The sequence below is a fragment of the Arthrobacter sp. P1_B4 genome, from assembly GCF_056406555.1.
This window is the reverse complement of the sequence record NZ_JBFTZW010000009.1, coordinates 147,500-165,693: the sequence shown is the minus strand read 5'-3', so window position 1 is coordinate 165,693 and position 18,194 is coordinate 147,500. Positions and strand designations below refer to the sequence as shown.

At 67.8% G+C, this 18,194-nt stretch carries 17 protein-coding genes and 1 riboswitch; of the genes, 12 read left to right on the top strand and 5 right to left on the bottom strand.

Annotated elements, in window-relative coordinates:
- On the top strand, positions 1-1,539 hold a 1,539-nt coding region (locus AC1D1W_RS06620), incomplete at its 5' end, for a PKD domain-containing protein (protein WP_476943264.1).
- 100 nt (positions 1,540-1,639) lie between these two features.
- The gene (gene dcd, locus AC1D1W_RS06615) at positions 1,640-2,215 is read left to right on the top strand and encodes a dCTP deaminase (RefSeq protein WP_476943263.1); all 576 of its coding nucleotides are present in this window, start codon (positions 1,640-1,642) and stop codon (positions 2,213-2,215) included.
- A 94-nt stretch (positions 2,216-2,309) separates the two neighbouring features.
- Here the strand turns inward: dcd and AC1D1W_RS06610 are convergent, their stop codons facing one another.
- Genes AC1D1W_RS06610 through AC1D1W_RS06600 form a run of 3 tightly spaced genes read right to left on the bottom strand, consistent with a single transcriptional unit; the run spans position 2,310 to position 5,433 of the window.
- The gene (locus AC1D1W_RS06610; RefSeq protein ID WP_028275381.1) at positions 2,310-3,506 is read right to left on the bottom strand and encodes a cation:proton antiporter; all 1,197 of its coding nucleotides are present in this window, start codon (positions 3,504-3,506) and stop codon (positions 2,310-2,312) included.
- A 5-nt stretch (positions 3,507-3,511) separates the two neighbouring features.
- Positions 3,512-3,994 (bottom strand): cation:proton antiporter regulatory subunit, encoded by a 483-nt coding sequence (locus AC1D1W_RS06605; RefSeq protein WP_018774037.1) that lies wholly within the window; start codon positions 3,992-3,994, stop codon positions 3,512-3,514.
- Between the two features lie 38 nt (positions 3,995-4,032).
- Entirely contained in the window at positions 4,033-5,433 is a 1,401-nt protein-coding gene (locus tag AC1D1W_RS06600) for an MFS transporter (RefSeq protein ID WP_476943262.1), read from the bottom strand.
- A gap of 225 nt (positions 5,434-5,658) precedes the next feature.
- Between AC1D1W_RS06600 and AC1D1W_RS06595 the strand changes: the two genes are divergently transcribed.
- The 6 genes from AC1D1W_RS06595 to mnhG are packed head-to-tail and all read left to right on the top strand — an operon-like array spanning position 5,659 to position 12,054.
- Positions 5,659-8,715 carry a Na+/H+ antiporter subunit A gene (locus AC1D1W_RS06595; RefSeq protein WP_476943261.1) on the top strand — a complete coding sequence of 1,019 codons (3,057 nt, stop codon included), beginning with the start codon at positions 5,659-5,661 and terminating at the stop codon, positions 8,713-8,715.
- Complete coding sequence (locus AC1D1W_RS06590) at positions 8,712-9,233, top strand: Na(+)/H(+) antiporter subunit C (RefSeq protein WP_476943260.1); 522 nt, start codon at positions 8,712-8,714, stop codon at positions 9,231-9,233. The genes AC1D1W_RS06595 and AC1D1W_RS06590 overlap by 4 nt, the downstream gene beginning before the upstream one ends.
- Positions 9,230-10,858, top strand: a complete 1,629-nt coding sequence (locus tag AC1D1W_RS06585; protein WP_028275386.1) for a Na+/H+ antiporter subunit D — start codon at positions 9,230-9,232, stop codon at positions 10,856-10,858. The genes AC1D1W_RS06590 and AC1D1W_RS06585 overlap by 4 nt, the downstream gene beginning before the upstream one ends.
- Positions 10,855-11,400, top strand: a complete 546-nt coding sequence (locus tag AC1D1W_RS06580) for a Na+/H+ antiporter subunit E (RefSeq protein WP_476943259.1) — start codon at positions 10,855-10,857, stop codon at positions 11,398-11,400. The genes AC1D1W_RS06585 and AC1D1W_RS06580 overlap by 4 nt, the downstream gene beginning before the upstream one ends.
- The gene (locus AC1D1W_RS06575) at positions 11,397-11,675 is read left to right on the top strand and encodes an MrpF/PhaF family protein (RefSeq protein ID WP_018774043.1); all 279 of its coding nucleotides are present in this window, start codon (positions 11,397-11,399) and stop codon (positions 11,673-11,675) included. The genes AC1D1W_RS06580 and AC1D1W_RS06575 overlap by 4 nt, the downstream gene beginning before the upstream one ends.
- Before the next feature lie 31 nt (positions 11,676-11,706).
- Positions 11,707-12,054 carry a monovalent cation/H(+) antiporter subunit G gene (gene mnhG / locus AC1D1W_RS06570; protein ID WP_476943266.1) on the top strand — a complete coding sequence of 116 codons (348 nt, stop codon included), beginning with the start codon at positions 11,707-11,709 and terminating at the stop codon, positions 12,052-12,054.
- A gap of 91 nt (positions 12,055-12,145) precedes the next feature.
- Here the strand turns inward: mnhG and AC1D1W_RS06565 are convergent, their stop codons facing one another.
- Together AC1D1W_RS06565 and AC1D1W_RS06560 are read right to left on the bottom strand one after the other, a co-directional pair.
- Positions 12,146-12,409: a DUF4235 domain-containing protein gene (locus tag AC1D1W_RS06565; protein ID WP_028275389.1), complete on the bottom strand. Its 264-nt coding sequence runs from the start codon at positions 12,407-12,409 to the stop codon at positions 12,146-12,148.
- 39 nt (positions 12,410-12,448) lie between these two features.
- Complete coding sequence (locus tag AC1D1W_RS06560; protein WP_476943258.1) at positions 12,449-12,994, bottom strand: heme-degrading domain-containing protein; 546 nt, start codon at positions 12,992-12,994, stop codon at positions 12,449-12,451.
- 187 nt (positions 12,995-13,181) lie between these two features.
- Positions 13,182-13,325: riboswitch (TPP riboswitch) on the top strand.
- A 66-nt stretch (positions 13,326-13,391) separates the two neighbouring features.
- On the opposite strand from AC1D1W_RS06560, the gene AC1D1W_RS06555 reads away from it, so the two are divergent.
- From AC1D1W_RS06555 to AC1D1W_RS06540, 4 genes are all read left to right on the top strand, one after another.
- Positions 13,392-14,039 (top strand): ECF transporter S component, encoded by a 648-nt coding sequence (locus tag AC1D1W_RS06555; RefSeq protein WP_476943257.1) that lies wholly within the window; start codon positions 13,392-13,394, stop codon positions 14,037-14,039.
- A gap of 28 nt (positions 14,040-14,067) precedes the next feature.
- On the top strand, positions 14,068-15,726 hold the full coding sequence (locus AC1D1W_RS06550; RefSeq protein ID WP_476943256.1) for an ABC transporter ATP-binding protein: 1,659 nt from the start codon (positions 14,068-14,070) through the stop codon (positions 15,724-15,726).
- Positions 15,723-16,526: an energy-coupling factor transporter transmembrane component T family protein gene (locus AC1D1W_RS06545; RefSeq protein WP_476943255.1), complete on the top strand. Its 804-nt coding sequence runs from the start codon at positions 15,723-15,725 to the stop codon at positions 16,524-16,526. The genes AC1D1W_RS06550 and AC1D1W_RS06545 overlap by 4 nt, the downstream gene beginning before the upstream one ends.
- Before the next feature lie 105 nt (positions 16,527-16,631).
- Positions 16,632-18,155: a UDP-N-acetylglucosamine 1-carboxyvinyltransferase gene (locus AC1D1W_RS06540; RefSeq protein WP_476943254.1), complete on the top strand. Its 1,524-nt coding sequence runs from the start codon at positions 16,632-16,634 to the stop codon at positions 18,153-18,155.
- Positions 18,156-18,194 lie beyond the last annotated feature (39 nt).

Below are 18,194 nucleotides of genomic sequence, written 5' to 3'. Positions count from 1 at the left end.
GTGGGGACCTACGGCCGGCAATACTACGTCGATGTCCCGCAGCAGAATCCATTGGCACGTTTTGTATTTATCACTCCGGGAATACCTTTTACGGGCGGAACCCCTGACTACTCCGTCGGCAGCCCTCGTTATAACTGGACAGCAGCAGCAATCGACGGAGCCCGGTCCGCGTCCATACCCTGGGTCGTGGTGGCCATGCACACACCTTGCATCTCGATCGGCATATACGACTGCGTTGCAGGCACCGACATTACTAACCTGCTTCTCAGCAAGAAAGTGGACGTCGTCCTGAACGGCCATGAACATCACTATCAGCGCAGCAAGCAGCTTTCAGTAGCAGCCGGATGCGCGGGGCTCCAGCCTGGCGTCTACAACCCATCCTGCGTGYGTGACGGGGACAATTCCCTGGCCAAGGGAGCCGGCTCCGTCTTTACAACCGTCGGGACGGGTGGCGTGGGCCTGCGCGATGTCAATACCGCCGATCCAGAAGCACCGTACTTCGCCGCCTATTCCGGCCTCAACCTGAACCCCAGTCACGGCCTGCTGGACATGAAGTTCACCGCCACCACCTTGGACGCCCGATTTGTCGCCACCGACGGCGCGTTCACGGATGCCTTCAGCGTCGCTTCGTCGGGGAGCAATGTGCCTCCAACGGCGTCCTTCAGCTCGTCCTGCTCCAATCTCACCTGTGCATTCGACGCGTCGGCATCCACAGATCCGGACGGCACCATAGCAAGCTATGCCTGGGACTTCGGCGACGGCACCAGCGGCACCGGCCCTTCGCCGTCGCACCCCTACGCCACCCCCAGCAGCTACAACGTCACCCTGACGGTCACTGACAACGGCGGTGCCACGGGCGCGGCAACCCAGACAGTCACAACAACAGCTGGCACAGCACCGTTTGCCCAAGACGCATTCAACCGGGCGGTCACTAATGGTCTCGGCACCGCGGAAACGGGTGGCCCCTGGTCCGTGACGGGTAGCACGAGCGATTACTCCGTGGCCAGCGGGACAGGACGCCTGCGCATCGCCTCTGCGGGCGTCGCCAACTACGCCTATCTGGGTTCTGTCAGTTCCTCGACCACCGACCTCTACCTCGAGCTTGCGACCGACAAACCCGCCTCGGGTTCCGGCCTGTATTTCTCGGCAGTCGGACGAAGGATTGCGGGATCCGGAGAATACCGGGCTAAGGCCCAAGTGACATCCACGGGCGCTGTGAACCTGTCATTGATAAGGACATCGGCCAGCGGCACCGAAACCACGATCCAGAGTGGCCTCACGATCGGTGGCCTGAACTATGCCGTCGGCGATCGATTGGCAATGCGCCTGCAGGTCACGGGCACGGGGACCACCACCATCCGCGCCAAAGTCTGGAAAGTGGGGACGGCCGAACCGGTCAGCTGGCAGCGCTCCGTGACTGACACGACGGCGGCTCTGCAGGCGGCGGGCGGCATCGGGTTATTCACGTATCTTTCCAGCAGTGCTAACAATGCGCCGATCACTGTGCTGCTGGACAATGTGACGGCGGCGGCCCCGTAGCCGGTTCACGAGCCCTGGGCGCTGTTATCCGACCGGCGCCCAGGGTGTAATACAGGCCTCCGGCCAGGCGGACCGTAGTGAGTGCGGTATTTTTGAACCTGTGCTGATCTCTGACCGCGACATTCGAACCGAAATTGACTCCCAGCGGATTGTCCTCGAACCCTTCGACCCCGACATGGTCCAGCCGTCCTCGGTGGACGTCAGGATCGACAAGTTCTTCCGGCTGTTCGATAACCACAAATACGCCCACATTGACCCGGCCGAGGAGCAGCCCGAGCTGACCCGCCTGGTGGAAGTTGAGTCCGGCGAGCCGTTCATCCTGCACCCGGGGGAGTTCGTCCTCGGCTCCACGTACGAGACCGTGACGCTGCCGGATGACATCGCGGCCCGCCTCGAGGGCAAGTCTTCGCTCGGCCGGCTCGGCCTGCTGACGCACTCGACGGCGGGTTTCATCGATCCCGGATTCTCCGGCCACGTCACGCTGGAACTGTCCAACATGGCCACGCTGCCCATCAAGCTCTGGCCCGGCATGAAGATCGGCCAGCTGTGCTTCTTCCGGCTGACCTCGGCCGCGGAGCACCCGTACGGTTCGGGGGAATACGGCAACCGCTACCAGGGCCAGCGCGGGCCCACGGCCAGCCGCAGCCACCTGAATTTCCACCTCACCAACATCTAGGCGGGACGGCTGCCATCCAGGCCGGACGGCCGCGCCAGGCAGCCAAGCCAGCCTCCCGGCCACGCAGCAAGCGCCGTGTCGCAGGGCGGCAGCGTTACGCTGGGCCCGAGGTCCGGAACGCGGGGCGCCGTGCGGGACGGCGCAGGAGCCGGACCAGCGGCTCCACAAAGCGGGCGGCCAGCGGCCCCACGATCGCCATGATCAGAACGTAGGCGGTGGCGAGGGCTGCCAGATCGGCGGGCACCACGCCGGAGGCAACGGCCAGGCCGGCGATGACAATCGAGAACTCGCCGCGTGCGATCAGGGCCGCGCCCGCGCGGTAGCGGCCGGGAATGCCAATCCCGGCCCGCTTGGCCGCCCAGTACCCGGTGACCACCTTGGTGGCTGCCGTCACCAGGGCCAGCAGCAGGGCCCAGCCCAGGACCGGGGGGATGGACCGGGGGTCGGTGTTGAGGCCAAAAACAACAAAGAAGATGGCCGCGAAGAGATCACGGAGCGGTTCCAGGACGCGGGTGGCGCTGTGGGCCGTGGCGCCGGAAATCGCGATGCCGAGCATGAAGGCGCCCACTGCCGCGGAAACCTGCATGGCGGCCGCGAGCCCCGCGACCAGAAGTGCCGCGCCCAGCAGGTTGAGCAGGAAAACCTCGGAGTTTTCGCTGTGCACGGCCTTGGACACGTGGTGTCCGTGCCGCAGGGCCACCACCAGGACCAGGCTGACGACGGCCAGGGAGATCCCCACCGTCTGCAGCCCCAGCAGGATGCTGACGCCGGCCAGCGTGGCGGTCAGGACCGGCAGGTACACGGCCATGGCGAGGTCCTCGAACACCAGGATGGACAGGACCACCGGGGTTTCCCGGTTGCCGATGCGGCCAAGATCCGTGATGACCTTGGCGGCGATCCCGGAGGATGAAATGTAGGTGACGCCGCCCATCACCATGGCCCCCACGACGCCCCATCCCAGCATCACCGCGAGCCCGGCACCGGGCAGGAAATTGAGCAGCAGGTCCAGGACGCCGGCCTGCCAGGACCGCCGCAGGCCGGTGACGAGCTCGGACGCCGTATATTCCAGCCCAAGCATAAGCAGCAGGAGAATCACGCCGATCTCGCCGGAAAGGTGCGCGAACTCGTGCATGCCTTCGAGCTTGACCAGGCCCCCGGCCCCGAAGAACAGCCCGCCCACCAGATAGAGCGGGATGGGGGACATGCCGATCCGCCCGGCCAATCTGGCCAGCAGGCCGAGGCAGAAGACGACGGCCCCCAGCTCGATCAGGGTCAGCGCGAGCGGATCCATCCGGCTTATCCGTTGCGGAGGATGCCGGCCGCCGTGTCCAGGCCTTCTTGCGTGCCCACCGCAACGAGGAGGTCACCGGGGTGAAGGACGACGTCGGGTCCCGGGGAGGGCAGGACCTCGCCTTCGCGCATGATGGCCACGATCGAGACCCCGCTGCGGGTCCGGATGCACGCCTTCCCCATCGGCTGGTTCTGGAAGGGTGACTCAGCGCTGATCGAAAACTGGCGCGTGACAATACCCGGGATTTCCCGGTGCGCTTCCGAGAGCTGCATGGCGATGCGCTGGCCGCCCAGGAGGTTGCCCAGGGCGGCGGCCTCATCCGCAGTCAGCGGGACAGAGGCCTGGCAGGTGTCAGGATCGTCCCAGGTCGAGACGATGAGTTCCGTCTGGCCCTCGCGGTATTCGACAACGCCGATCCGGCGTCCGGAGGCAGTCATGAAGTCCTTGCGCCGGCCGAGGCCGGGGAGGTCCGTCTCATCCACGTTCATACCCTCAGCCTAGTGCGCGAACCGGTGATTCGGCCGCCTCAGGACTCGGGGACCACCGCGATTTCGGTCTGGTCGGGGGCCTTGACCGGCAGGAGCACGAGCAGGCCCACGAGCAGCACCACCATGATGCCGAGGATGCCCCAGCGCTGGGCCTGGCCCTCCGCTACGAAGGGTGCGGCGACGGCGATGCACAGCGTGAAGAGGGCGGGGGCGAGGAAGCTTACGGCCCGGCCCGTGGTGGCGTAGAGGCCGAAGAGCTCGCCGGATTCGCCGTGCGGGGCGAGCCTGGCGAGGTAGGCGCGGGAGGACGACTGGGCCGGCCCCACGAAAAGGCACAGCAGCAGGCCGAAGACCCAGAACGTGGTGGTCCCGGCCCAGGCCATGCCAAAGAACGTGTAACTGCCGTTGCCGAGGACCAGGATCGCGGTACCCGCGACCAGCAGGCCGGCGAGGGACGCGATAATCACAGTCTTCGGCCCGATCCTGTCATCCAGGAAGCCGCCGAGGATGGCGCCGCCGGCCGCCACGACATTTCCGAAGATCGCGAAGAAGATGACGTCCTTGAGCTCGAAGCCAAAGGTGCCGGCCGCGATCACGCCGCCGAAGGTGAAGACAGCTGCCAGCCCGTCCCGGAAGATGGCGCTCGCGAGGAGGAAGTAGATAGTGTGCGGGCTGGTCCGGTAGATCGCCTTGATGCGCCGGACGAGCAGGCCGTAGGAGGCGAGGAACCCCAGTCCGGCGCCCCGGTCCGAGCGCGGCAGCTCCGGGACCGCGAACAGCACGGGCAGGGCAAAGACGAGGAACCACAGGGCCGAAAACACCGCCACCAGCCGGATGTTCAGGCTGTCCGCGGTGGAGGCGCCAAACCAGTTCACGCTGGGCTGGACAAAAAGCTGGAGCACAACCAGCAGCGCGACGATGCCGCCGAGATACCCCATGCCCCAGCCGAAGCCGCTCACTTTGCCGATGTTCCGCGGGGTGGAGATCTGGGTGAGCATGGCGTTGTAGTTGACCCCGGCAAACTCGAAGAAGACGTTGCCCAGCGCTATGAGCGTGACGCCCAGGATCAGGTAGTCCGGCCGCGGGAAGACAAAGAAGCAGAGCCCGGTCAGGACGACGACGGCGGCCGTGTTGACCCCCAGCCACAGCTTCCGCCGGCCGCCCGTGTCCGAGCGCTGCCCGGTGACCGGGGCCAGGAGGGCAACGGCCACGCCGGCGACGGCCAGCGCGGCGCCCAGGACTGCCGAGGCCTGGTCCTCCCCGCCGAATGCCCTGGAGGTCAGGTAGACGGTGAAAACGAATGTTGTCATGACGGCGTTGAAGGCTGACGAACCCCAGTCCCACGAGGCCCACGCGAGGATCCGGCCCCGGTGCGGGACGGGACTTCCCGATTCCAGTTCCGTGGGGCGCATGGCCTCTGGGGCGGCGGCAGTGTTCATAGCCAGAATCGTAGCCGCCCAGGGCGTCCTCCGAGGGGGAGCGGGAGGGGGTTTTGCCAGCCGGGGTTTAACCCCGGCTTCACATTTGCGTCGAATTGTTCAGCGGCCGATGACCCGGCCAAAAGAATTTGTACACGCTTGGTAAACTGACGGCACCGAACCTAACAAATGACCCGCCTGCTCCAACTTGCTGACAATCGACTTTCTGACGTTGCGGAGATACCAGTGATCACAGTCCTTGCCGTGCACTTTGCGGTGGCTGCTGTGGCCCCGCTGCTGTTCCGAAAGTTTGGCAGGAATTCGTTCTTTGCCCTGGCCGCGGTCCCCGCGGCCTCCTTTATCTGGCTGCTGCTGCAGCACGACGAAGTCTATTCAGGCACAGTCTATTCAGGTTCTGACGGGGCGATCACCGAAGTCATCCCCTGGATTCCCGGCTTGCAGCTCGAACTCGCGTTCCGGATGGATGCCCTGGCCTGGATCATGTCCCTGCTGGTGCTGGGGGTGGGTGCGCTGGTGCTGGTCTATTGCGCCCGCTACTTCAAGGACAAGGACGACTACCTCGGCGGTTTCGGCGCCCAGCTCCTGGCCTTTGCCGGGGCGATGTTCGGCCTCGTTACCGCTGATGACCTTCTGCTGCTGTTCATCTTCTGGGAACTGACCACAGTGCTGTCCTACCTGCTGATCGGCTACGCCCGCACCCGGCTGTCCGCGCGGCGCTCGGCGTTGCAGGCACTCGTGGTGACCACCGCCGGCGGCCTGGCCATGCTCGTGGGGCTCATCATGCTCGGTTCAACGGCCGGAACCTACCGGATCCAGGCCATCTTGGATCTGGCTCCCACCCTGGTCGCCGGCCCCGCAGGCGGGGTCGTGAACGCCGCCGTCGTCCTCATCCTGATCGGTGCGATCACCAAATCCGCCCTGGTGCCGTTCCACTTCTGGCTCCCCGGCGCAATGGCTGCCCCCACCCCCGTGAGCGCCTACCTGCACGCCGCGGCCATGGTGAAGGCCGGGATCTACCTTGTGGCCCGGCTGGCCCCCGGATTCGCGGACACCGCGGCGTGGCTGCCGATCGTGCTGGGCCTGGGCCTGGCCACCATGCTGGTGGGCGGCTACCGGGCCCTCCGGCAGACAGATATCAAGCTCATCCTCGCCTACGGCACCGTGAGCCAGCTGGGCTTCATGACCATGGTGGTGGGCCTCGGCACCCCCGACGCGGCACTCGCCGGAATAGCCCTGCTCCTGGCGCACGGGCTTTTCAAAGCCACGCTCTTCCTGGTGGTGGGCATCATCGACCACCAGTCCGGGACGCGGGACATCCGCGAGCTCTCCGGCGTCTACGGATCGGCCAGGGCACTGGCGGTCGTCGCGGCGATCGGCGCGGCCTCGATGGCGGGCGTGCCCCCGCTGGCCGGCTTCGTCGCCAAGGAATCGGTGTTCGAGGCCTTCCTCCAGTACAAGTCGGAGACCGGGACCGGACCCTGGCTCCTGGCCGGTGTGGTCCTGGGCTCCATCCTGACCTTCGCCTACAGCGCCCGGTTCATGTGGGGAGCCTTCGCCCTCAAACCCGGCGTGGAGCCCACGGCCTTCAAGCCGGTCAAACCGGCGTTCCTCGCCGCACCGGCGATCCTGAGCCTCCTCACAATCCTTTACGGGCTGTGGCCTGCCCCCGTTGACGCCTGGATCCAGCCCTACGCGGAGCTTTTTGTGCACGGCTCCGAGGCCCCGCCCGGGCACCTGGCGCTGTGGCACGGCATCACCCCGGCCCTCGGCCTGACCGCAGTGACGTTCGTCCTGGGCCTGGCCATGTTCTACGGCCGCAACGCCGTGGCCCGGCTGCAGGCGCTGGTGCCGGGCTGGATCGACAGCGACCGTGCCTACCAGCTGACGATCGGCGCCCTGGACGACACCGCGGTATGGATCACCGGCCGGACCCAGCGAGGTTCGCTCTTCTTCTACCTGTCCGTCATCCTGACCGTGGCGTTCGTCCTGCCGCTGACGGCGCTGCTGCTGGCCAACAAACCGCTGCCGCCCGGTCTCTATGTCATCGATCCCGGCTCGCCGCTGCAGTTGGTGGCCGGCGCCGGAATCGTGATCGGGGCGCTGGCCGCGGTGCGCGCCAACAAACGGTTCCTGGCCGTCCTGATGGTGTCCGTCACCGGCTACGGGATTGCCATGATGTTCGCCCTGCAGGGAGCCCCGGACCTCGCCCTGACCCAGATGCTGGTCGAAACCATGATCCTGGTGGCGTTCGTGCTGGCCATGCGGAGCCTTCCGCCGGGGCTGCGGGACCGCACCGGCGGCAAGTACAGGGTCATCCGCGTGGTGATCGGCCTGGCATTCGGCGTCACCATGATTTTCGTGGCCATCCACGCCCTCGGCGCCCGGGTGGCGCCGCCGGTCTCCCTGCAGTTCCCGCAACTGGCCTATGAGGGCGGCGGCGGACTCAACGTCGTCAACGTGACCCTGGTGGACATCCGGGCCTGGGACACCTTCGGCGAGATCTCGGTCCTGGCCCTGGCCGCCACCGGCGTCGCAAGCCTCATCTTCGTCCGCGGCCGCGGTGACCGCATCCGGACATCCGCGAGCGTCGCGGAAGGGACAGTGGGCCGGCGCACCGGGGCCAGGGGCAGCACCAGGGAAGACGCCGCCCTGGCGATGAACCGGCGGTTCGCTGCCGCCACTCGCGACGCCTGGCTGGTGGCCGGCCGGACCCTGGCACCCGAACGCCGCTCGATCATTTTCGAGGTGGTCACCCGCCTCATCTTCCACTCGATGATCGTGTTCTCCATCTATCTGCTCCTTGCCGGCCACAACCTGCCCGGCGGCGGCTTCGCCGGCGGCCTCACCGCCGGCCTCGCCCTCACCATCCGCTATCTGGCCGGCGGCCGCTTCGAACTGCGCGAGGCGACACCCGTCGGCGCCGGCACCCTGCTGGGGATCGGACTGGCCACGGCGGCTGCCGCCGGAATGACGCCGCTGCTGCTGGGCGGCGAAGTGTTCCAGAGCGCCATCGTGGAGCTGTGGCTGCCCGTCTTCGGCGACATCAAGTTCGTCACCTCGACCATTTTCGACATCGGTGTCTACGTCGTGGTCGTCGGACTGGCCCTGGATGTGCTGCGCAGCCTCGGCGCGGAGATCGACGAGCACTTCGAAGAGCAACCCGAGACGACCGAAGAGGGGGCCGCCGAAGACCAGGGCAGCGGAGGATTCCCGGGCGGTGTCCCCGCCGGGTCCGCCGACGAGTCCGCCGACGCGGAAACCACTGCCAAGGGGAGAACATGAGCGTCAACCTGACCCTGCTGACGGTCATGGGCGCCCTTTACGCCTGTGGCATCTACCTGCTCCTCGAACGCAGCCTCACCCGGGTCCTGCTGGGCCTCATGCTGCTGGCCAACGCCACGAACCTGCTGATCCTCGCCACCGGCGGCTACGCCGGGCTGGCGCCGCTCTTCGACAAGGACACCGCGGCGGGAGACTACAACGACCCCCTGCCGCAGGCCCTGATCCTGACCTCGATCGTGATCTCCTTCGCCGTCACGGCGTTCATGCTGGGCATCATCTACCGCACCTGGGTCCTGGCCCGCCAGGATGAAATCCAGGACGACGCCGAGGACCGCCGCGTCGCGGAAACGCCAAGCTTCGATGCCGAGGATGACTCCGTGATCCCGGTCGAGACGTCGGAGTTCCCGCTGGCCACGGTCATGTCCGGTGACCGCCCCGTGCGGGCGGACAAGGCCGCCTCTGAAGAACAGCCCGGCTCCCTCAACGTTGACCCCAGCCCGGAAGGAGGCGGAGAGTGAACATCACCAGCCTTGCCCCGCTCGCCGTCGTACTCCCCATCCTGGGCGCCGCTCTGACCTTCCTGCTCATCCATCACCCCCGGGTCCAGCGCGCGGTCAGCATCGCCGTGCTGACGCTGACACTGCTGCTGGAATGCTGGCTGCTGGCCTCCGTCTGGGATGGCGGGACGGCCGCGGTGAACATCGGCGGCTGGCTGCCGCCCTGGGGCGTCGTGCTGGTGGTGGACCAGTTCTCCTCCCTCATGCTCGTGGTGTCCTCGGCCGTGAGCCTTGCGGTGCTGATCTACGCAACGGGACAGGGCATGGCCGACGGCGACCGCGACGCGCCGGTCTCGATCTTCCACCCGACCTACCTGATCCTCGTGGCCGGGGTGTCCAACGCCTTCCTCACCGGAGACCTCTTCAACCTCTACGTCGGCTTCGAGATCCTGCTGACGGCCAGCTACGTGCTCATCACCCTCGGCGGGACAGGCCCGCGCATCCGGGCCGGCGTGACCTACGTGGTGGTCTCCGTCGTGTCCTCGGTGCTGTTCCTGATCGCGATCGCGATGATCTACGGCGCCACCGGAACCATCAACATGGCGGACCTCGCCATCAAGCTCGGCGACCTCGACCAGGGCACCCGGACGCTGCTGCACGTCATGCTGCTGGTGGCCTTCGGCATCAAGGCTGCCGTCTTCCCGCTGTCCTTTTGGCTCCCTGACTCCTACCCCACCGCCCCGGCCCCGGTCACCGCGGTGTTTGCCGGGCTGCTGACCAAGGTGGGCGTCTATGCGATGGTCCGCACGGAAACGCTGCTTTTCCCGGGGGATGCGCTCAACGCCCCGCTCATGGTCGCGGCGCTGCTGACCATGGTGGTGGGCATCCTCGGCGCCCTGGCCCAAAGTGACATCAAGAGGCTCCTGTCCTTCACCCTGGTCAGCCATATTGGCTACATGGTGTTCGGCCTGGCCATGTCCACCGTGGCCGGCCTGGGCGCCGCGGTGTTCTACGTGGCCCACCACATCACTGTCCAGACCAGCCTGTTCCTGGTGACCGGCCTGATTGAACGCCGTGGCGGCAGCTCGTCCATGGACCGTGTGGCGGGACTGGCCAAGCTCTCCCCGGTCTTGGGGGTCCTGTTCTTCATTCCCGCCATGAACCTCGCCGGAATCCCGCCGTTCTCGGGTTTCCTGGGCAAGCTGGGGCTGCTTCAGGCAGGCGTGGAACTGGGGACGCCGCTGGCCTACGCCCTGGTGATCGGCGGCGTGCTGACGAGCCTGCTGACCCTGCTGGCGATCGCGAGGGTCTGGAACCGGGCGTTCTGGCGCAAGCCCGGGGACGCCGAACACCCGGATCCGGTGCTCCTGGCAGCGCCGGCCGACTCCGCCACGGGTGACCGGGCCGGCAAGACGAATGTGACCCTGCTGCCCCGCACCATGGTGGGCTCCACCCTGGGCCTGGTGGTCTTTGGCGTGGCCCTGACGGTCTTTGCCGGGCCGCTGTTCAGGGTGGCCGACCAGTCCGCCCAGGAGATGCTGGACCGGACCTCCTATATCCAGGCCGTGCTCGGCCCGGACGCGCCCGTGCCGCCGGTGCCTCCATCGCTCCATCCGGCGCAGGTCCGGGAGGGCGGCGGGAAATGAACCGGCAAAGAATCTCGCTGCGCCAGGAACTGCCGCTGCTGGTCTGGCTCGTCTTTGTCTGGGGCGCGCTCTGGCAGAACTTCAGCCCGGGCAATCTCCTCTTCGGCGCCCTCATCGCGGTGCTCGTGGCGCGCATTTTCTATCTGCCCCCGGTGGAACTCGGCGGCCGCTTCAACGTGCTCCGCGCCGTGCCGTTCGCCCTCATCTTCCTCGGAAAAGTCGTCGCGGCAAGCTTCCAGGTCCTGTACCTGGCCGTGGTCCGCGGCCCCAACGTGGTCAGCGCGGTCGTAGCCGTGCCGCTCCGCAGCCATTCGGACCTCCTGGTCACGGCCACCGGGCACGTGATCTCGCTGATTCCAGGGTCCCTCGTGGTGGAGGTGGACAGGTCGACGTCCACGCTCTACATCCACGGCATCAACGTCCGCAATGCCGAGGACGCGGCCAAGCTGCGCAAAGAGGTCCGGGACACCGAGGCCGGGCTGATCCGGATCATGGGGACCAAAGCCGAACTTTCCGCCCTGACACTGGAGACTGCCGCATGATGCAGACCGTCCTGACGGTGACCGCCGTCGTACTGTCCCTGGCCGCCGCGGGGGCGATCGTCCGGATCGCGCGGGGGCCCTCGCTGCTGGACCGGGTTCTGGCCGCCGACGTGCTGCTGGCCATCTTCGGCGCGGCCCTGTGCATCGACATGGCCGCCAACCGGCACCTGAACAACCTGATGCTGCTCGTTGCGATTTCCCTGATCGGCTTCGTCGGCTCGGTCACCGTGGCCCGGTTCGTGGCCGACAGGCGGGAGGGCGTCCGTGAATCCTGACACAGTGATCGACGCCGTCTCCGCCGTGTTCATGGTGACCGGAGCCCTGATGTCCCTCGCGGCCGCCATCGGGCTGCTGCGCTTCCCGGACCTCATGAGCAGGATGCACGCGGCCACCAAACCGCAGGTCCTCGGCCTGTTCCTGCTGCTGGCGGCCCTCGGCCTGCAGATGCGCACCTGGTCGGTGTGGCCCGTCCTGCTGGTGGCCTGGCTCTTCCAGCTGCTCACCGTCCCCGTGTCCGCCCACATGGTGGGCCGGGCCGGCTACCGGACCAAGCACCTGCACCCGGAGCTGCTGAGCTCCGACGAACTCGAGGCGGTAGTCCAGAAGGCCGCCCAGCAGGCGGCCACGCACGGAGCGGACGGCGACGACCGCTGAGCCCCCGACCGGGCCCGGCGGACCCGGCCGGCACGTCGACGGACGCGGCCGGGGCCTTCGACTGCCGCGGCGGGCGCCGCGGCAGGTCGGGTCAGACGACGTCCTGGGTCTTGGCGAAGCGGGTGATCGCGCGCTGGGTGCCGCGGTTGGCGAGCACCTGGATGATGGCGCTGACCGATGCGGAGATCAGGGCGAACGTCAGGGCCGAGCGCAGGGTGGTGGGGACGTCGTCCTCCTGGCCCTTGGGCGGTTTGTTGCCCGTGGACTTTTCCCACAAGGTGTCCACCAGCTTGGTGCCGGCAAAGCCGGCCAGGAGGCTGACGCCGGTGCCGAGCAGCTTGATGAGGATGTTCATTCTTCGGTCTCCTTGGGACGGGAACGGTTTTCCCCTAGCCTAGCGTTCCGGGGTGAGGACCATCCGCAGGGCCTCGACCACGAGTTCGTGATCCGCCTTCTGGGGCAGGCCGGAGACGGTGACGACGGCGACGGCGCCCGTGCCGCGCACGTAAATGGGGAACGCCCCGCCGTGGGCGGCGAACTCCGACTGATCCCACCAGGCGTTGTCCTCGATCCTTCCGCCGGCGGCGCGGGCCCGGAGGCCCACCAGCAGGGACGGGACCTCGTACCGCATGGCGGTGCGCTTCTTGGCGTTGATCCAGCGCTCATTGTCCGGTGTGGCGCCGTTCAGTGCGGCGTGGAAGAGCACCTGCTCGCCTTTGGTGATGTCGACGGCGATCGGCAGCGAGCGTTGCCTGCCCAGCTCGACAAGGAGGAGCCCGAGGTCCAGGGCGTCATCCTTGCTGAACGACGCGAACTGGAGCGCCTCTATCTCGGCCAGCACGCGGCCGATGAGCGCCGCCAGGGAGCCGTGCGGCTGCGGCTCACTGGAGTCGGGATCGTATTCCCCGGAGGGATCTTGGGTGACCGGTGTGTGCGACAAAATATTCCAGCTTTCCGGTGGGTGACGAGGCCGCCCGCTGGCGGGTCCGGGGGTCCGGCACGACGACTCTACCAAGAGGGTTTTCCGGGCCGCCGGGACTGCCGCCGTCCGCTCCGCGATTGTGACGGCACACCACTGAAAACCCGGCCGTTCGGGTGTAAACTAAGCCAGCCCACAAGGGCGAAAATAATTACGACAGGGGAGCGCCGCCGTCGGGCATCGCCGGAACAATCCGGGGAAACCTTTGGTGGGCGCTGAGAGTGCGGACAGCCGCAGACCCTCGAACCTGATCCGGTTAGTACCGGCGCAAGGGAGTCGAGTTCTCAGGGTGCGCGGAGGGCGGCGGAAGCCGAGACCGGCCGGCGCACCCTCCCCTCCTGTTCCTCAGGAGGACGACATGACAGATATTTCAGCACAGCATGGTTCCGCCAGCCGTTCATCCGCCCGGCGCAACTACAGCTGGCGCGTGGTGGACATTGTGGTGGCCGCGTTGATCGCCGTTGCCGGCGGCGTCATTTTCTGGGCCTGGTCCCAGGGCGCGAACCTGATCTCGACTCCGGTCAACGCGGTCTACCCGCCGTTGAGTGGACTCTACGCCGGCGGCTGGATGATCCCGGCGGTGCTGGGCATGCTCATCATCCGCAAGCCGGGCGCCGCGCTCTTCTGCGAAACCGTCGCGGCCACCGGCGAGCTCATCATGGGTTCGCAGTACGGCACCACGGTGCTGATCTCCGGCATCCTGCAGGGCCTCGGCGCCGAACTGGTCTTCGCGGCCTTCCTCTACAGGAAGTTCAACCTGCCCGTCTCCGTGCTGGCCGGCGCCGGCGCGGGCCTCTTCTGCGGCCTGAACGATTCCTTCCTGCCGTGGGGCTGGAACATCGCCTACGAAGCCGGCGACAAGCTCGCCTACATCCTCTTCACCACGATCTCCGGCGCAGTGATTGCCGGCGGACTGGCCTGGCTCGCCACCCGCGGCCTGGCGAAGACCGGAGTGCTGGGCTCCTTTGCCTCCCGCAAGGCCGCCACGGAGCCCGTCTTTTCCTGAGCCCCGTCGCTGAATCCTGCAGAGAATCATGAGATCTTCACCGGGCGTCCGGCCGGCCGCCGTCACGGCCCGCGGCTGGGGCTGGCGGCATGCCGGACGGACCAGGCCCGCGGTCAGCGGCCTTGACCTGGACATCCGGCCGGGGGAGCGCGTGCTCCTGCTGGGGCCCTCCGGCGCCGGCAAGTCGACGCTGCTCCACGCCCTGGCCGGCGTGCTGGGCGACGGCGCCTCCGGCGACCCCGGCGGCTCCGGCGCCTCCGGCGAAGCCGAAGATGCAGACGAGACCGGCAGCCTCCTGATCGACGGCGCCGCGCCACGGGCGCAGCGCGGCCGCGCCGGGCTGGTGCAGCAGGACCCGGAAACGCAGGTGGTGCTCTCCCGCCTCGGCGACGACGTCGCCTTCGGGGCGGAGAACCTAGCCGTCCCTGCGGCGGAGATCTGGCCGCGCGTGCGCGAGGCCCTCGACGACGTCGGGCTGGGACAGCTGCCGCTGGACCACCCGACGGCGGCCCTCTCCGGCGGACAAAAGCAACGGCTCGCGCTCGCCGGGATCCTCGCGATGCGGCCAGGGCTGCTCCTGCTCGACGAGCCGACCGCCAACCTCGACCCCGCGGGCGTCCTGGAGGTCCGCGACGCTGTGGGCCGCTGCCTGGACAAGACGGGCGCCACGCTGGTGGTCGTGGAGCACCGGGTGGGGGTCTGGAAAGATCTGGTGGACAGGATCGTGGTGCTGCAGCCAGGGTCCGCCACGGACTCCGCGGTCTTGATTGACGGACCGCCGGACCGGGTCCTGGCCGAGGCACGGGACATGCTCATCGGTGCGGGCGTCTGGGTGCCGGGCTACGTCCCGGCGACGCGGATGCGGACACCGGCGCGGGGCGCAGGACAGACTCTGCTCACGGCCGACGCGCTCGCGGTGTCCCGCGAACGGCCGCGGCGGGCCGGGCTGCGCGACGGCTTCCGCACCATCGCGCCGCGTCCGGTCCAGTCCGGGCTCTCCGTCCGGGTCCGCGCCGGCGAGGCGCTGACCATCACCGGCCAGAACGGCACGGGAAAGTCCACCCTGGCGCTGACACTGGCCGGTCTCCTGCGGCCCGTCGCGGGAACAGTCTCGGCCACGGCGGAGCTGAGCAGTCCCGCCACCGGTCACTCCAGTGGTCGCTCCAGTGGCCGCGTACGCGACAGCGCCGGACCCGATCCCTACCGGTGGAAGGCCCAGCAGCTGATCGCCAGGATCGGAACCGTCTTCCAGGAACCCGAGCACCAGTTCGTCACTGGCAAGGTCCTCGACGAGCTCATGTTCGGGCCGCGCCACCTCGGCTACGGCGAAGACCGCGTGGACGAACTGCTGGAGCGGCTGCGGCTGACGGAGCTTGTGGACGCCAACCCCTACACGCTCTCCGGCGGCGAGAAGCGGCGCCTTTCGGTAGCCACTGTGCTGGCGGCGCACCCCCAGGTGCTGGTCCTGGACGAGCCCACCTTCGGCCAGGATGCCAATACCTGGGCCGAACTCGCCTCGTTCCTCTCCGAGCTCCTCGACGCCGGCACCGCCGTCGTGTCCGTGACGCACGACGCCGAATTCAGCGCCGTCCTCGGTGGCGCCGAACTCCGCCTCCGGCCACGGGAAACCGGAGCCGCGGACGCTCCCGGCCCGGATCTTCAGCTGCCGGAGGGGGCCTCGCCATGAGGGACGCACTGAGCCTGCGCGGCAACCATGCGCTGCTGACCCGAGCCAACCCGCTCGCCAAGTTCACGGCGGTCACCCTGATCACCCTGGTCCTGGCGCTCTCCATTGACTGGGTGTCGGCGTCGGTGGCGCTGGCGTTCGAACTGCTGCTCCTGCCGCTGGCGGGCCTGACTGTGGCCTTGCTGTGGCAGCGCGGCTGGCCGCTGATCCTCGCCGCGGCGCTGGGCGGCTGGAGCACGGCCATCCTGGCGCCTGATTCCGGACCCGTCCTGCTCGATGCGGGGATCTGGTCCATCAGCGCCGGTTCCCTGCAGCTGGGGATCGGCTTCATGCTCCGCGGGCTCGCGATCGCCTTGCCCGCGGTGCTGCTGATGAGCTGCACCGACCCCACGGACCTGGCCGACGCCCTGGCCCAGAACGCGAAACTGCCGCACCGGTTCGTCCTGGGCACCCTGGCCGCGATGCGGCTCGTCGGAATCATGGCCGAGCAATGGCAGACCATCGGCATGGCCCGGCGGGCCCGCGGCGTGGGCTCGAGCGGCAACCCCTATCAGCGGTTCCGAGCCACGCTGGGCCAGAGTTTCGGCCTGCTGGTGCAGGCGATCCGGAGCGCCTCGCGGCTCGCGGTGACCATGGAGGCCCGCGGGTTCGGCGGTGCCGCCCGGACCTGGGCCCGGCCCTCCACGTTCAGCGGACTCGATGCCTGGGTGCTGCTGGGCGGGCTCGGCATCGCGGCCGCCGCCGTCGCCGCGGCCCTCGGCGCGGGCACCTGGAACCTCGTCTTCCTCACCCGCCAGTAGACCGGCGCCGCCGGTTATCGCATGGCGTGGGTATCCGTGTGAGATTGACGCCATTCCGGCCGGAATTGCCGTGGTTTATAAATCATGCGTGATATTTTCGGGAGCATGACTCAACCGACTGCTGAACACGTAGGCATCCTGCTCCGCGAGGCGCGCGGCGCCAAGGGCTGGACCCAGGGGCAACTCGCCGCCGAGCTGGGCACCAGCCAGAGCGCCATCGCCCGGATGGAACAGGGCAAGCAGAACCTGAGCCTGAAGATGATCCAGCGTCTGGAGGCGATCGTCGGGCATAGCATCGTCAAGGTGGGCCGGCCCCAGATGACCCACCTGCGCGTCGAGGGCGGCCGCACCCTCGCCGGCGCGGTGGACGTCAACAGCAGCAAGAATGCCGGCGTCGCGCTGTTGTGCGCCAGCCTCATCAACCGCGGCACCACCACGCTGCGCAGGCTTGCCCGGATCGAGGAAGTCAACCGGATCGTGGAGGTGCTGACCAGCATCGGCGTCGAATGCACCTGGCTCAACGCGAACGACCTCCAGATCCGCCGCCCCGCCGTCCTGGACCTGGCCTCCATGGATGTGGAGGCGGCCCGCCGGACCCGCAGCGTCATAATGCTCCTGGGCCCGCTGCTGGACGAGGCCGACACTTACCGGCTGCCCTACGCCGGCGGCTGCGACCTCGGCACCCGCACCGTGCAGCCGCACATGCAGGCACTGCACCAGTTCGGCCTTAGCGTGGAGGCGAAGTCCGGGTTCTACGCGGTGCAGGCGCCGCCGTCGGACGGTCACGACCGCTCCTTCGTGCTCAGCGAACGCGGCGACACCGTCACCGAGAACGCCATCATGGCCGCAGCCCACCGCCGTGGCACCACCATCATCCGCAATGCCAGCCCGAACTACATGGTGCAGGACCTGTGCTTCTACCTGCAGATGCTCGGCGTGGACATCGCCGGGGTTGGCACCACCACGCTGAAGATCACCGGCCGGCCGTCGATCGACGCCGACATCGAATACTTCCCGTCCGAGGACCCCATCGAGGCGATGAGCCTCATCACCGCCGGCATCGTGACGAACTCGGAAGTCACCATCCGCCGCGTCCCGATCGAATTCATGGAAATCGAACTCGCCACGCTCGAGCAGATGGGCCAGCGGCTTGAGGTTTCCGGGGAGTACTTTGCCCGCAACGGCCGAACCCGCCTGGTGGACGTCACCACCAAGCCTTCGGAGCTGCGGGCGCCGGAGGACAAGATCCACCCCATGCCCTTCCCCGGGCTGAACATCGACAACCTGCCCTTCTTCGCGGTGATCGCCGCCAACGCCCACGGCCAGACCATGATCCATGACTGGGTCTACGAGAACCGGGCCATCTACCTGACCGAGCTCAACAAGCTCGGCGCCCAGGTCCAGCTGCTCGATCCGCACCGCATTTACGTCAACGGGCCCAGCAAGTGGCGGGCGGCCGAGGTGGGCTGCCCGCCTGCCCTCCGCCCCGCCGCCTGCCTGCTGCTGGCCATGCTGGCGGCCCGTGGCGTCTCGGAGCTGCGGAACATCTATGTCATTGAACGCGGCTATGAGGACCTGGCCGAACGGCTGAACACCATCGGGGCGAAGATCGAGTATTTCCAAGACTGAGCCCCGCGTTGGTGTGGGGCGTTTCGGCGGATCCTGACG

What these genes read in the sequence shown, in the direction of transcription:
- AC1D1W_RS06610 (WP_028275381.1), bottom strand. Translation starts at nt 3,506, where the DNA reads ATGGATCCGCTCGCGCTGACCCTGATCGAGCTGGGGGCCGTCGTCTTC.
- AC1D1W_RS06605 (WP_018774037.1), bottom strand. Translation starts at nt 3,994, where the DNA reads ATGAACGTGGATGAGACGGACCTCCCCGGCCTCGGCCGGCGCAAGGAC.
- AC1D1W_RS06600 (WP_476943262.1), bottom strand. Translation starts at nt 5,433, where the DNA reads ATGAACACTGCCGCCGCCCCAGAGGCCATGCGCCCCACGGAACTGGAA.
- AC1D1W_RS06590 (WP_476943260.1), top strand. Translation starts at nt 8,712, where the DNA reads ATGAGCGTCAACCTGACCCTGCTGACGGTCATGGGCGCCCTTTACGCC.
- AC1D1W_RS06580 (WP_476943259.1), top strand. Translation starts at nt 10,855, where the DNA reads ATGAACCGGCAAAGAATCTCGCTGCGCCAGGAACTGCCGCTGCTGGTC.
- AC1D1W_RS06575 (WP_018774043.1), top strand. Translation starts at nt 11,397, where the DNA reads ATGATGCAGACCGTCCTGACGGTGACCGCCGTCGTACTGTCCCTGGCC.
- mnhG (WP_476943266.1), top strand. Translation starts at nt 11,707, where the DNA reads ATGGTGACCGGAGCCCTGATGTCCCTCGCGGCCGCCATCGGGCTGCTG.
- AC1D1W_RS06565 (WP_028275389.1), bottom strand. Translation starts at nt 12,409, where the DNA reads ATGAACATCCTCATCAAGCTGCTCGGCACCGGCGTCAGCCTCCTGGCC.
- AC1D1W_RS06555 (WP_476943257.1), top strand. Translation starts at nt 13,392, where the DNA reads ATGACAGATATTTCAGCACAGCATGGTTCCGCCAGCCGTTCATCCGCC.
- AC1D1W_RS06550 (WP_476943256.1), top strand. Translation starts at nt 14,068, where the DNA reads ATGAGATCTTCACCGGGCGTCCGGCCGGCCGCCGTCACGGCCCGCGGC.
- AC1D1W_RS06545 (WP_476943255.1), top strand. Translation starts at nt 15,723, where the DNA reads ATGAGGGACGCACTGAGCCTGCGCGGCAACCATGCGCTGCTGACCCGA.
- AC1D1W_RS06540 (WP_476943254.1), top strand. Translation starts at nt 16,632, where the DNA reads ATGACTCAACCGACTGCTGAACACGTAGGCATCCTGCTCCGCGAGGCG.